The sequence below is a fragment of the Mesorhizobium sp. M0478 genome (assembly GCF_040321305.1).
GTDB lineage: Bacteria > Pseudomonadota > Alphaproteobacteria > Rhizobiales > Rhizobiaceae > Mesorhizobium.
In genome coordinates this window covers 504,979-517,493 of the sequence record NZ_JAMYRH010000003.1, presented here as the reverse complement: position 1 = coordinate 517,493, position 12,515 = coordinate 504,979, and the positions used below count along the sequence as shown (strand labels likewise).

General features: G+C 63.4%; 10 protein-coding genes. 8 read left to right on the top strand and 2 right to left on the bottom strand.

Annotated elements, in window-relative coordinates:
- Positions 1 to 162: 162 nt before the first annotated feature.
- Both NKI64_RS10345 and NKI64_RS10340 read left to right on the top strand, forming a co-directional pair.
- Positions 163 to 1,923, top strand: a complete 1,761-nt coding sequence (locus NKI64_RS10345; RefSeq protein WP_352667824.1) for an AMP-binding protein — start codon at positions 163 to 165, stop codon at positions 1,921 to 1,923.
- A 99-nt stretch (positions 1,924 to 2,022) separates the two neighbouring features.
- Complete coding sequence (locus NKI64_RS10340; RefSeq protein WP_023732336.1) at positions 2,023 to 3,126, top strand: calcium:cation antiporter; 1,104 nt, start codon at positions 2,023 to 2,025, stop codon at positions 3,124 to 3,126.
- A gap of 107 nt (positions 3,127 to 3,233) precedes the next feature.
- On the opposite strand, the gene NKI64_RS10335 is transcribed toward NKI64_RS10340, so the two are convergent.
- Positions 3,234 to 4,142, bottom strand: coding sequence for a hydrogen peroxide-inducible genes activator (locus NKI64_RS10335; protein ID WP_023667719.1), 909 nt, complete (start codon positions 4,140 to 4,142; stop codon positions 3,234 to 3,236).
- A 141-nt stretch (positions 4,143 to 4,283) separates the two neighbouring features.
- Between NKI64_RS10335 and katG the strand changes: the two genes are divergently transcribed.
- Entirely contained in the window at positions 4,284 to 6,479 is a 2,196-nt protein-coding gene (gene katG / locus NKI64_RS10330; protein WP_023732335.1) for a catalase/peroxidase HPI, read from the top strand.
- 68 nt (positions 6,480 to 6,547) lie between these two features.
- On the opposite strand, the gene NKI64_RS10325 is transcribed toward katG, so the two are convergent.
- On the bottom strand, positions 6,548 to 7,225 hold the full coding sequence (locus NKI64_RS10325) for an MIP family channel protein (protein ID WP_023732334.1): 678 nt from the start codon (positions 7,223 to 7,225) through the stop codon (positions 6,548 to 6,550).
- 318 nt (positions 7,226 to 7,543) lie between these two features.
- On the opposite strand from NKI64_RS10325, the gene NKI64_RS10320 reads away from it, so the two are divergent.
- The 5 genes from NKI64_RS10320 (at position 7,544) to guaA (ending at position 12,317) form a co-directional block, all read left to right on the top strand.
- A complete protein-coding gene (locus NKI64_RS10320) occupies positions 7,544 to 8,833 on the top strand; it encodes an RsmB/NOP family class I SAM-dependent RNA methyltransferase (protein ID WP_023732333.1) in 1,290 nt (429 codons plus the stop codon).
- A 74-nt stretch (positions 8,834 to 8,907) separates the two neighbouring features.
- On the top strand, positions 8,908 to 9,360 hold the full coding sequence (locus NKI64_RS10315) for a TspO/MBR family protein (RefSeq protein WP_023732332.1): 453 nt from the start codon (positions 8,908 to 8,910) through the stop codon (positions 9,358 to 9,360).
- Between the two features lie 84 nt (positions 9,361 to 9,444).
- Positions 9,445 to 9,903, top strand: a complete 459-nt coding sequence (locus NKI64_RS10310; RefSeq protein WP_023701303.1) for a PaaI family thioesterase — start codon at positions 9,445 to 9,447, stop codon at positions 9,901 to 9,903.
- A 127-nt stretch (positions 9,904 to 10,030) separates the two neighbouring features.
- Complete coding sequence (locus NKI64_RS10305; RefSeq protein WP_023732331.1) at positions 10,031 to 10,699, top strand: 5'-methylthioadenosine/S-adenosylhomocysteine nucleosidase; 669 nt, start codon at positions 10,031 to 10,033, stop codon at positions 10,697 to 10,699.
- Between the two features lie 55 nt (positions 10,700 to 10,754).
- Entirely contained in the window at positions 10,755 to 12,317 is a 1,563-nt protein-coding gene (gene guaA, locus NKI64_RS10300) for a glutamine-hydrolyzing GMP synthase (RefSeq protein ID WP_023732330.1), read from the top strand.
- The last annotated feature ends 198 nt before the right edge of the window (positions 12,318 to 12,515 follow it).

The following is a 12,515-nucleotide window of genomic DNA, read 5'->3' as shown; positions in this document are numbered from 1 at the left end:
CGACCCAAGCCGGGTCGACCGTGAGCAAGGAAGTCGAGCACTTCGCCGAGGACCCCACCGCCTCGCTTCGCGAGGCACCCTCCCCGCGAGGGGGAGGGGAACCGCCTCTACTTTCCACCATCCCATCAGGCTGCTAGGCTCACTCATCGGGAGGAGACGGCGATGGCGATCAATCTCGACGAGCTCAAGAACGCCACCAATCTGCGCGGGCGCGGCAGGGCGTTCATCGCCCCGCTCGACGGCCGCGCGCATGTCTCCGGCGAGCGCACCCCGCCGCTGCTCGACAAGACGATCCCCCAGCTTTTCTCCGACACGGTCGGCAGATACGCCACGCAGGATGCTGCCGTCTTCGTCGGCCAGGACAAGCGCTTCACCTGGAGCGAATTGTCGGACACGGTCGATACGCTCGCCGCCGGCTTCCTGGCGCTCGGCCTCGAAAAAGGCGACCGTGTCGGCATCTGGTCGCCCAACCGCTGGGAATGGCTGGTCACCCAATTCGCCACCGCTCGCATCGGCCTGATCCTGGTCAACATCAACCCGGCCTACCGGCTGACCGAGCTCGAATATGCCCTCAACAAGGTCGGCTGCAAGGCGCTGGTCACCGCCGCCAGTTTCAAGACCTCCGACTATCTCGGCATGATCGAGACGCTGGCGCCGGAGCTCGCCAAGGCCACCCCCGGCAAGCTCAAGGCGCAGAAATTGCCGGCGCTGAAGATCGTCATCCGCATGGGCGATGACAACTCGCCCGGCATGTTCAATTTCGCCGACGTGCTGTCGATGGCCGGCCGTGACGAGCATGACAGCCTCGACCGCATCTCCGAAGGGCTGAAGCCGGGCGAAGCCATCAACATCCAGTTCACATCAGGCACGACGGGCGCGCCCAAGGGCGCGACGCTGACCCACACCAACATCGTCAACAATGGCAATTTCGTCACCGCTGCGATCAAGCTCACCGTCGACGACCGGCTCTGCATCCCGGTGCCGCTCTACCACTGCTTCGGCATGTCGATGGGCACGATGGGCTGCGTTACCAAGGGCGCGACCATGGTGTTTCCTGGCGAGGGTTTTGACGCCGGCGCGACGCTGAAGGCGGTGGCGCAGGAACGCTGCACCGGCCTCTACGGCGTGCCGACCATGTTCGTCGCCATGCTCGACCACGCCGACTTCACCAGCTTCGATCTCTCCAGCCTGCGCACCGGCATCATGGCGGGCTCGCCATGCCCGATCGAGGTGATGAAGAAGGTGGTGTCGCTGATGCATATGGAAGAGGTGACCATCGCCTACGGCATGACCGAGACCAGCCCGGTCTCGTTCCAGAGCAGCGTCGACGATCCGCTGGAAAAACGCGTCTCCACTGTCGGCCGCATCCATCCGCATGTCGAGGTCAAGGCCATCGACGCCGAGGGCGCCACCGTCGCCGTCGGCGCGCCGGGTGAGCTGTGCACCCGCGGCTATTCCGTCATGAAAGGCTACTGGGACGACGCGGAAAAAACCCGCGAGGCGATCGACGCCGACGGCTGGATGCACACCGGTGATCTCGCCACCATCGACGCCGAGGGCTATTGCAACATTGTCGGCCGGGTCAAGGACATGGTCATCCGCGGCGGCGAAAACGTCTATCCCAGAGAGGTCGAGGAATTCCTCTACCGCCATCCCAAGGTCAAGGAGGTGCAGGTGTTCGGCATTCCCGACGCCAAATATGGCGAGGAGCTGTGCGCCTGGATCGTGCTGAAGCCCAACCAGATCGCCACCGAGCAGGAGATCACGAATTTCTGCGCCGGCCAGATCGCCCACTACAAAATCCCCCGCTACATCCGCTTCCGCACCGAACTGCCGATGACGGTGACGGGCAAGCCGCAGAAGTTTTTGATGCGCGAGGCGATGATGGAGGAACTGGGGCTGGTGGTGCAGAAGACGGCTTGAGGGGCTGAGGCCGGTGATGGAGATTGCCGGCTTCGCAATGACATCGGGGTGCTCCATACAGGCCTGCCGCAAGGTTCGCAGAAACGCATGGGGGCTTGAATGACTGGTTTCGCACGATTGGTGACGTCCTATGCGATGCCATTGGCTGCCGTCGCGATGGCCGTTGCGGTCAGAGCCAGCGGGCTATCGGTGGACGAAGGTTCGCAGAGCGTCAGGGTCCTCGTCGGAGCGCTTTCGAGTGCGATCATGTTCATCACCATTTTCGTGGTGCTCGACCACGCCGAGGCGGTTGCCCACCGTGTGGGAGAGCCCTACGGCACATTGGTGCTGACTTTTGCCGTGACGGCTATCGAGGTGTCGATCATCGTTTCCATGATGCTGCATGGAGAGAACAACCCCACGCTTGCACGTGAGTCCGTCTTCTCGACGGTGATGATTGCCTCCACGGGCGTTGTCGGAATGTGTCTCACGTTTGGCGGCTGGCGTCACCGCAAGCAGGCAATTGTCCGGCAAGGGACCAGCGCATATCTGGCCGTTCTGGTCGCACTGACCGTCATGACGCTTATCCTGCCGACCTATACACGGACCACCGATCCCGGCACATTTTCAGCAGCTCAACTTGGTTTTGTGAGCGTACTTTCTGTGCTGCTCTATGCAAGTTTTGTGTTCGCGCAAACCGTCCGGCACCGGGACGACTTCATCGAAGGACTGGCACACGACGTTCCGGCGCGAACCGCCCCTCACAAAAGCGTCTCTTCCAGCGCTCTGCTCCTGGTCATCGGACTGATCGGAATTGTCATGCTCGCCGAGCAGGTCGCCGCAAGTGTGGAAGATGCGCTCGTTGCCTACCAGGTGGCCCAGGCTGACAGCATTGTGGGAGCAATGATCGCGGGTCTGGTTTTGATGCCGGAGGCCATTTCGGCGGTTCGCGCTTCACTCAACAACGAGCTGCAGCGCGGGCTGAATGTCGCAATGGGTTCGGCCTGCGCCACGATTGGTTTGACAATACCGGCGGTCGCAGCAGCCAGCCTGCTGACGGGGCGAGGGTTAACCCTGGGGCTGCCGGAGGCTGATGCAGTGCTTTTGGTTTTAGCGCTTTTCATATGCGGCGTAAGCTTTAGCAACGAAAGGACGACCTTCCTGACCGGAATCGTCCATGCCGTGGTATTTTTCGCGTATGTATTTCTGGTATTTATCCCTTGAGGCTTTGGTGCGATCTGGCGACCAGCCGTCAAGGCGGGTATTCTCGAACGCGCCTGATTTGAGTTTCTTTTCGGGGTTCCCAAGGCGCCATCCAAGACCCAAACGACTCACACCCCCAGCACCGCCGCATCCAACCCCCGAATGATCTTCGCCAGTTCCACGCATTCATCATGCCGCACCTTGTTGCGGCGCCAGGCGAGGCAGATCGTGCGTTGCGGCATTGGCTCCTGGAACGGCACGATCTTGAGGTCCGGCATGGCGCTGGCCGGCCTTGCCGCCATTTCGGGGATGAGCGTGACGCCGAGACCATGCGCCACCATCTGCAGCAGCGTCGTCAGGCTGGTGGCGCCGTAGCTTGCCATTGCTACGGGACGCACGCTGCCGCACAGGGCCAGCGCCTGTTCGCGCAGGCAGTGGCCTTCCTCCAAAAGCATCAACCGCTCCAGCGCCGGGCTTTCCGGCGGCACCGGTGGCGAGGCGAAGGCTGGATCTCCGGCTGGCACGGCGAGGAAGAAGCGGTCGGCGAACAGTTCCTCGGTGACCAGGCCCGGCTGCTCGAGCGGCAGCGCGGCGATGAAGGCGTCGAGCCGTCCGGTTGCCGTGTCCTCGACCAGTGATGCCGTCACTGCTTCGCGCAGTTCGAGCTGCAGGGACGGAAAATGCCGCTTCAGCTCCGGGAGCACATGCGGCAAAAGATACGGCGCCACGGTCGGGATGATGCCCAGCCGGAAGCGGCCTTCCATGGCCGGGCGGCCGCGCCGGGCCGTCGTCTCGACATCACTGATGTCGCGCAGGATGCGCTCGATGCGTGGCAGCAGCGCTTGCGCCTCTTCCGTCATCCGCACCGTCTTGCCGCCGCGCTCGAACAGCCGGCAGTTCAGCCTTTGCTCCATCTCGGCGATCTGCGCGGACAGCGCCGGCTGGCTGACGCCGGCGAGTTTTGCGGCGCGGCCGAAATGCAGCGTTTGCGCCAAAGCCTCGAAATATTGCATCTGCCGCACGGTCAAGCCAATCATAAGGAAAGCCTATCGCAACAAACAGGAAAGGCAATTTGTTTTTATCGAAGAGACGGCTTAGTCTGGAACCATTCCAGAGTGGCGCGGCTCCCGGCCGGCCCGGAAAAAACAACACATAAAATCAGCAATTCGGAGGCCAAGATGGACGCGATGACCGACGACAACAGCGCCGGCAAATGCCCGGTCGCGCATGGAACCTCCGCCAGGACCAACCGCGACTGGTGGCCGAACCAGCTCGACATCGGCGTTCTCCACCAGCAGTCGAGCCTTTCGGACCCGATGGGCGAAGCTTTCGACTACGCCGCGGAGTTCAAGACGCTCGACCTCGACGCGGTGATCGAGGATTTGCACAAGGTGATGACGGATTCGCAGGATTGGTGGCCGGCCGATTTCGGCCATTACGGGCCGCTGTTCATCCGCATGGCCTGGCACAGCGCCGGCACCTATCGCATCGGCGACGGCCGGGGTGGCGCCGGTGCGGGCCAGCAGCGTTTCGCGCCGCTGAACAGCTGGCCGGACAACGCCAATCTCGACAAGGCGCGCCGGCTTTTGTGGCCGGTCAAGCAGAAATACGGCCGCAAGATCTCCTGGGCCGACCTGTTGATTCTCACCGGCAACGTCGCGCTGGAATCGATGGGCTTCAAGACCTTTGGCTTTGCCGGTGGCCGCGCCGATGTCTGGGAGCCCGAGCAGGATGTCGACTGGGGTTCGGAAACCAAGTGGCTCGACGACCAGCGCTATTCCGGCGACCGTGAGTTGCACGGCCATCTCGGCGCGGTGCAGATGGGCCTGATCTACGTCAACCCGGAAGGGCCGAACGGCAAGCCGGATCCGCTGGCCTCGGCCCGCGACATCCGCGAGACCTTCGGACGCATGGCAATGAACGATGAGGAAACCGTGGCGCTGATCGCCGGCGGCCACACCTTCGGCAAGACCCATGGCGCCGGTGATGCAACACTGGTCGGCGCCGAGCCGGAAGGCGCGGGCATCGAGGCGCAGGGCCTCGGCTGGTCGAGCAAGCATGCCACCGGCATTGCCGGCGATGCGATCACGTCCGGCCTCGAAGTTACCTGGACGACGACGCCGACCAAGTGGAGCAACAACTTCTTCGACAATCTCTTCAACTTCGAATGGGAGCTGACCACGAGCCCGGCCGGGGCCCATCAGTGGACGCCGAAGGGCGGCTCTGGCGCGGTTACGGTGCCGGACGCGCACAATCCCTCGAAGCGTCATGCGCCGGCAATGCTGACCACCGACCTCGCGCTGCGGGCCGACCCGGCCTATGAGAAGATCTCGCGCCGCTTCCATGAGCATCCGGAGCAGTTCGCCGATGCCTTCGCCCGTGCCTGGTACAAGCTCACCCATCGCGACATGGGGCCGGTCGTGCGGTATCTCGGCCCGTTGGTGCCGAAGGAAGAGCTGATCTGGCAGGATCCGGTTCCGGCCGTCGACCATGAGCTGGTCAGCGACCAGGACATCGCATTGCTGAAGGCCAAGATCCTGGCTTCGGGCCTCAGCGTTTCGCAATTGGTCTCGACCGCCTGGGCCTCGGCCTCGACCTTCCGCAACTCCGACAAGCGCGGCGGCGCCAATGGCGCGCGCATTCGCCTGGCGCCGCAGAAGGACTGGGAGGTCAACCAGCCTGTCGAACTGGCTACCGTGCTGGCGAAGCTCGAAGCCATCCAGAACGAGTTCAACGCAAGCGGCAAGAAGGTCTCGCTGGCCGACCTCATCGTGCTCGGCGGCGTCGCCGCGGTCGAGAAAGCCGCAACGGATGGCGGCAATGCGGTGAAGGTTCCCTTCACGCCCGGCCGCACCGACGCCTCGCAGGCGCAGACCGACGTCCATTCCTTTGCGGCGCTCGAGCCGAAAATTGACGGCTTCCGCAACTATGTCAGGGGCAAACCGCCGATGTCGGTCGAAGCCATGCTGGTCGACCGGGCGCAACTGCTCAACCTGACGGCGCCGGAGATGACGGTGCTGGTTGGTGGCCTGCGCGTGCTCGGCGCCAACACCGGCGGCTCGAAGCATGGTGTGTTGACCGACAGGCCGGGCACGCTGACGAACGACTTCTTCGTCAACCTGCTCTCGATGAGCACCATCTGGGATCCGGCCTCCGACCCGGGCTCGCATGAGGTCTACGAAGCACGCGACCGCAAGACCAGGGCGGTCAGGTGGACCGCCACGCGCGCCGACCTGATCTTCGGCTCGCATGCGCAGCTGCGCGCGCTGGCCGAGGTCTACGGGTCGGCGGATGCCGGGCAGAAATTCGTCGGTGATTTCGTCAAGGCGTGGACCAAGGTGATGAACGCCGACCGTTTCGACATCGCCGCCTGATAGCAGTGCCTCCCAAGCAAAAAGGCGCGGGCCGAGGCCCGCGCCCTTCGTTTTCGCAGGCTTCGAAATCAGTCCTTTTCGAAGATGCGTGCCTTGGCGACGACGCCAGCGATTGCGCCGCCGATCAGCGGCGCAACGATGAACAGCCAGAGCTGGCTGAGGGCTGCGCCGCCGGTAAACAGCGACGGGCCGATCGAACGCGCCGGATTGAGCGAGGTGCCGGTCACCGGGATCATTGCGAAGTGCAGTCCGGCCAGTGTCAGGCCGATGACCAGGCCGGCGAACGCCGTCGAGTGCTTCTCGGCGGTGACGCCGAGGATGACGGTGACGAAGGTGAAGGTGCCGATCAGCTCCCACAGGAAGGCCGAACTCGTCCCCCATTTCGCCACGTCCCAGCCATTGGCGCCGAAACCGGTGGTGTGCCCGCCGGTCTGGCCGGAGACGATGATCCACAGGGCCAGCGAGGCCAGAATGGCGCCGATGATCTGCGCGATCCAGTAAGGAATGACATCCTTGGCCGGCAGCCGGCCGGCAAGGAAGACGCCGAGCGTGACGGCCGGGTTGAGATGTGCGCCTGAGATGGGACCCACCGCGTAAGCCGCCGCAATCAGGCCGATGCCGAACGCCAGGCCGATGGCTTCCTGGCCCAGCGGCAAGTCGGCGAGAAAGCCACCCGTCGCCACCGACGCCGTGCCGATAAACACCAATAGAAATGTCCCTAGAACTTCCGCAAGATACGTTTTCATTGCCCTCTCCTCGTATCGATCCGTCGGTCCGCTTTTCCGCGCCGCGAATCATGGCGCAAAGAGTATTCCCAACGCAAAAGCTTGGAAAGCAGAGCAATTGCGCCACAGATCGTGCTTACGGCGGCCAGTTACCAACATTAGAGACCTTGCATATATTTGAGATTTGTTATCGCCGGCGGGCGGACATTTGCCGGCGGGGAAAATCGTCGCCGCGAGCGGAAGGCCTCGTCGCCGCGAAATTCAAGCGGGGTTCAATCTCGACGCGAAACGCTCTAAGAGCAGGCCGAAAGATACTGTGCTCGATAGATGGAATGACGAATGCGACTGGGCGGACGGCTGGCGGCAGCCATTGAAGTGCTGGACGACATTGGCCGGCGCCACCGGCCGGTGGCCGATGCGCTGAAAGATTGGGGCCTGTCGCATCGCTTTGCGGGCGGCGGCGACCGCGCGGCGATCGGCAACATCGTCTACGACGCGCTGCGCCACAAACGTTCCGCCGGCTGGCTTTTGGGTGAAGACACGCCCCGCGCCATCGGCTTCGGCGCGCTGCTCATCGAATGGGGCCAGACGCCGCAATCGCTTAACGATGCGCTCCAGGGTGACAAGTTCGCGCCGCCGCTGCTCAGCGCCGCCGAGTTGCAGGCGCTGGCCGAGCGCCGGCCTGAAGGCGCGCCGGAGGCGGTGCGAGCGGACGTACCCGACTGGTGCGCGCCGTTGTTCGAACGAGCCTTTGGCGCAGGCTGGGTCGCGGAAGGTGCTGCCTTGGCGACCCGCCCGCCGCTCGACATCAGGGTCAACACGCTGCAATCCGACCGCGCCAAAGTGCTGGCTGAACTCGCCGACACCGGCGCCAAACCGGCTGCTATCGCGCCGCAAGGCATTCGCATCCCGCCCATCGACGGCGACGGCAGGCACCCGAACGTACAGGCCGAGCCGGCCTTCCAGAAAGGCTGGTTCGAGGTCCAGGACGAGGGTTCGCAGATCGTTGCCGCCCTTGCCGGCGCGCAGGCCGGCATGCAGGTGCTCGACTTCTGCGCCGGCGCCGGCGGCAAGACGCTGGCGCTGTCTGCGGCGATGGCCAACAAAGGCCAGGTCTTCGCCCATGATGCCGAAAAGGCGCGACTGGCGCCGATCTTCGACCGCATCCGCCGTTCGGAAAACCGCAACGTGCAGGTCGTCACCAAGCCGGCTGAACTCAGCCCCCTCGTGGGCCATATGGACATTGTGCTGGTCGATGCGCCCTGCACCGGCAGCGGCACCTGGCGGCGCCGTCCCGACGCCAAATGGCGGCTGACGCAAAGACAGCTCGATGCCCGCAAGGGCGAGCAGTCGGCGATCCTCGATGCGGCGAAGGCCTATGTCAAACCGGGCGGCCTGCTGGTCTACATCACCTGTTCGGTGTTCGACGAGGAGAATGGCGAGCAGGTCGCCGCCTTTCGCGAACGGCACAAGGGCTTCGTTCCGGTCGATCATCGCGCGCTTTGGGATGCCAGCTTCCCCGGTCACGCAGCGGCCGCCCGGATCGGCAAGACAAGCGATATCTCGCTGTCGCCGGCTCTGAGCGGCACCGACGGCTTCTATTTCTGTGCGCTGCGTCGGGCGAATTGACGCTGCGATTGACAGGCTGACATAGCGCTCCAGTTGCAGATGCGCGGCGTCGGCCGCCAGACGGGGTAGAATTCTTGCAAAGATATGTGTCGCTTCTGCTTTTCCTCCTTCTGGTGCTCGGCGGCGGCCTGTTGATCGGCTATGCGACGCTGCCGGGTGAATGGTATGCCTCGCTCGCCAAGCCGCCCTTCAACCCGCCCAACTGGGTCTTCGCGCCGGCCTGGACGCTCCTCTATGTGCTGATCGCCGTGGCCGGCTGGCGGACATGGGAGCGGGAACGAGCAGGCGCCGCGATGAAGATCTGGGCCCTCCAGCTTGTTCTGAACTTCGCCTGGTCGCCGACTTTCTTCGGCGCCAAACTGGTGGCGCCGGCACTGGTCGTGATCCTGGCTCTTCTCGCCAGCATTGCGCTGTTCATAGCCACGGTGTGGAACCGCGACCGGGTTTCCGGCTGGCTGTTTGCGCCCTATGCCCTATGGGTGGCCTTCGCCACCTTGCTCAATGCGTCGCTGCTCCTGTTGAACTGAGTGCTTTGCTGCAGTGCAGCAAAAGCATTTGCGTGGCGTTCAGGCGTCTGCGATAAGCTTTGCAGATAAATCAGGGCGATGGCCATGGCAGCAAAGATCGTACCCGCACCCGATTATGAGGACCGCGTCAGGGCGTCGTTCGCCCGCCAGCAGGCGATGGCGACCATTGGCGCCGAGCTGACCCTTGTGACGCCGGGCATCATCGAGATCGAAATGCCCTATTCCCAGGCACTGACCCAGCAGCACGGTTTCCTCCATGCCGGGGTGATTTCGACGGCGCTGGACTCGGCCTGCGGCTATGCCGCGTTCTCGCTGATGCCGGAAAATTCCGGCGTGCTGACCATCGAATTCAAGGTCAACCTCCTGGCGCCCGGCCGGGGCGAACGCTTCCTGTTCCGCGGCTCGGTGACCAAACCCGGCCGCACCATCATTGTCGCCGATGGCCAGGCGTACGCCTTTGCCGCCGATGGCGAGGCCAAGCTGATCGCGACCATGACCGGCACGATGATGACGGTGGTTGGCCGTGACGGGATAGCGGGATGAGGAGTGGTCCGTGTAACCGACGAAAAGCCCCCAAATTGGCTTTTCGAGCGACCCGGAGCCATAGCGAAGGGCCGGCAGCCGACGAGAGCACCGCCCTTTTTGTTCCGCAGCCGAGGGAGTCGAATTCATGACCGGCAAAGTGTCGCGAATTGGCGGCAAGGACGTACTTTTCGTCATGGCGGCGCAGGCCGAGTACGGTCCGCATCTGCAAAAACTGTTCACGCCGCTGATGACGGGCGTCGGCCCGGTAGAGGCAGGTGTGCGGCTCGGCGCCGAACTGTCATGGCTGAAATCCGAGAAGGCGTTGCCCGATCTCGTCGTCTCGCTCGGCTCCGCCGGCAGCCGCACGCTTGAACAGACGCAAATCTACCAGGCGGTCTCGGTCAGCTATCGCGACATCGACGCTTCGCCGCTGGGCTTCGAGAAAGGGGTTACGCCGTTTCTCGACCTGCCGGTGACAGTGCCGCTGCCGTTCAGGATACCGGGCATTAAAGAAGCCAGCCTGTCGACCGGCGGCGCCATCATCACCGGTGCCGCCTATGACGCCATCGCCGCCGACATGGTCGACATGGAAACCTTCGCCTGCCTGCGCGCCTGCCAGTTGTTCGATGTCCCGCTTATCGGCCTGCGCGGCATTTCAGACGGTGCAGCCGATCTGCGCCACGTTGGAGACTGGACCGAATATCTGCATGTCATCGACGAGAAGCTGGCGGATGCAGTCGTGCGCCTCGAACAGGCCATCGGCTCCGGCACGCTACACAAGGAGCAGCCTGGGCAAGAGCCGGCAGCGCTCTGAAAGTCGGGCTACGCACCCCATTGCGCCGACTCGTTTCTTTCTCTAAAGGCTCGCCATGACGACAGCCAATCATCCCGATACAGTCCTGATTGTCGATTTCGGCAGTCAGTTTACGCAGCTCATCGCCCGCCGCATCCGCGAGGCCGGCGTGTTTTCCGAGATCGTGCCGTTTCAATCGGCCGAAGCTGCCTTCAAGCGTATCAATCCAAAAGCCGTGATCCTGTCGGGCGGTCCCGCCTCGACATCAGACATCGGCAGCCCGCGCGCTCCGCAGATCGTCTTCGATGCCGGCGTGCCGGTGCTCGGTATCTGCTACGGCCAGATGGCCATGTGCGTGCAGATGGGCGGCGTCGCCGAAAGCTCTAACCATCGCGAATTCGGCCGCGCCTTCGTCGAGATCGAAAAGGACAGCCCGCTGTTCGAAGGCCTGTGGGCGCCCGGCCAGCGTCACCAGGTGTGGATGAGCCATGGCGACCGCGTCATCTCGCTGCCCAAGGGGTTCGAAGTCTTCGGCAAGTCGGAAGGCTCGCCCTTCGCCATCTTCGGCAATGTCGCGCGCAAGATGTACGGCATCATGTTCCATCCGGAGGTGGTGCATACGCCGGATGGCGCCAGGCTGCTCCGGAACTTCGTCCACAACATCGCCGGCATCGAAGGCGACTGGACGATGCGCGCCTATCGCGAGCATGCGGTCGAAACCATTCGCAAGCAGGTCGGCAAGGGCAAGGTCATCTGCGCGCTGTCGGGTGGCGTGGATTCCTCGGTCGCCGCACTTTTGATCCACGAAGCGGTCGGCGACCAGCTGACCTGCATCCTCGTCGACCATGGCCTTATGCGCAAGGACGAGGCGGCCGGCGTGGTGGCGATGTTCCGCCAGCACTACAATCTGCCGCTGATCCTGGTCGACGCGTCGGAAAAATTCATCTCGGCGCTGGAAGGCGAGTCCGACCCCGAGAAGAAGCGCAAGACCATCGGCCGGCTGTTCATCGAAGTGTTCGAGGAAGAGGCCAAGAAACTCGGCGGCGCCGATTTCCTGGCGCAAGGCACGCTCTATCCCGACGTCATCGAGAGCGTCTCCTTCACCGGCGGCCCGTCGGTGACCATCAAGTCGCACCACAATGTCGGCGGCCTGCCGGCGCGCATGAACATGCAGCTGGTCGAGCCGCTGCGCGAACTGTTCAAGGACGAGGTGAGGGCACTGGGCAAGGAACTCGGCCTGCCCGAAAGTTTTATTGGCCGCCATCCGTTCCCCGGACCAGGCCTTGCCATCCGCTGCCCCGGCGGTATCACCCGCGAAAAGCTCGAAATCCTGCGCGAGGCCGACGCCATCTATCTCGACGAGATCCGCAAGGCCGGCCTCTACGACGCCATCTGGCAGGCTTTCGCCGTGCTGCTTCCGGTGCAGACCGTCGGTGTGATGGGCGACGGCCGCACCTACGAATTCGTCTGCGCCCTGCGCGCCGTGACGTCCGTCGACGGCATGACCGCCGACTTCTACCACTACGACATGGCTTTCCTCGGCGCGGCGGCCACCCGCATCATCAACGAAGTCCGCGGCATCAACCGCGTCGTCTACGACGTGACGTCAAAGCCGCCAGGCACCATCGAGTGGGAGTGATTCAGGCCCACTCAAACGCCGCCGAAAACACGCCATTGTACGCCACAACCATTTGATAACACGTATAAATCCATTCGGAGACAATCAGCGACAATCGGTGCGGAGATTGGATTTGACGGACCGGCTGACGGACCTTCCGCAAATTGCTAGCTCAGATTTTTCGAAGTACCGTCAGATCCAATGAGGCTCTAACGGTGT

What these genes read in the sequence shown, in the direction of transcription:
- NKI64_RS10325 (WP_023732334.1), bottom strand. Translation starts at nt 7,225, where the DNA reads ATGAAAACGTATCTTGCGGAAGTTCTAGGGACATTTCTATTGGTGTTT.
- NKI64_RS10310 (WP_023701303.1), top strand. Translation starts at nt 9,445, where the DNA reads ATGGCAGCAAAGATCGTACCCGCACCCGATTATGAGGACCGCGTCAGG.
- NKI64_RS10340 (WP_023732336.1), top strand. Translation starts at nt 2,023, where the DNA reads ATGACTGGTTTCGCACGATTGGTGACGTCCTATGCGATGCCATTGGCT.
- NKI64_RS10305 (WP_023732331.1), top strand. Translation starts at nt 10,031, where the DNA reads ATGACCGGCAAAGTGTCGCGAATTGGCGGCAAGGACGTACTTTTCGTC.
- katG (WP_023732335.1), top strand. Translation starts at nt 4,284, where the DNA reads ATGGACGCGATGACCGACGACAACAGCGCCGGCAAATGCCCGGTCGCG.
- guaA (WP_023732330.1), top strand. Translation starts at nt 10,755, where the DNA reads ATGACGACAGCCAATCATCCCGATACAGTCCTGATTGTCGATTTCGGC.
- NKI64_RS10345 (WP_352667824.1), top strand. Translation starts at nt 163, where the DNA reads ATGGCGATCAATCTCGACGAGCTCAAGAACGCCACCAATCTGCGCGGG.
- NKI64_RS10320 (WP_023732333.1), top strand. Translation starts at nt 7,544, where the DNA reads ATGCGACTGGGCGGACGGCTGGCGGCAGCCATTGAAGTGCTGGACGAC.
- NKI64_RS10335 (WP_023667719.1), bottom strand. Translation starts at nt 4,142, where the DNA reads ATGATTGGCTTGACCGTGCGGCAGATGCAATATTTCGAGGCTTTGGCG.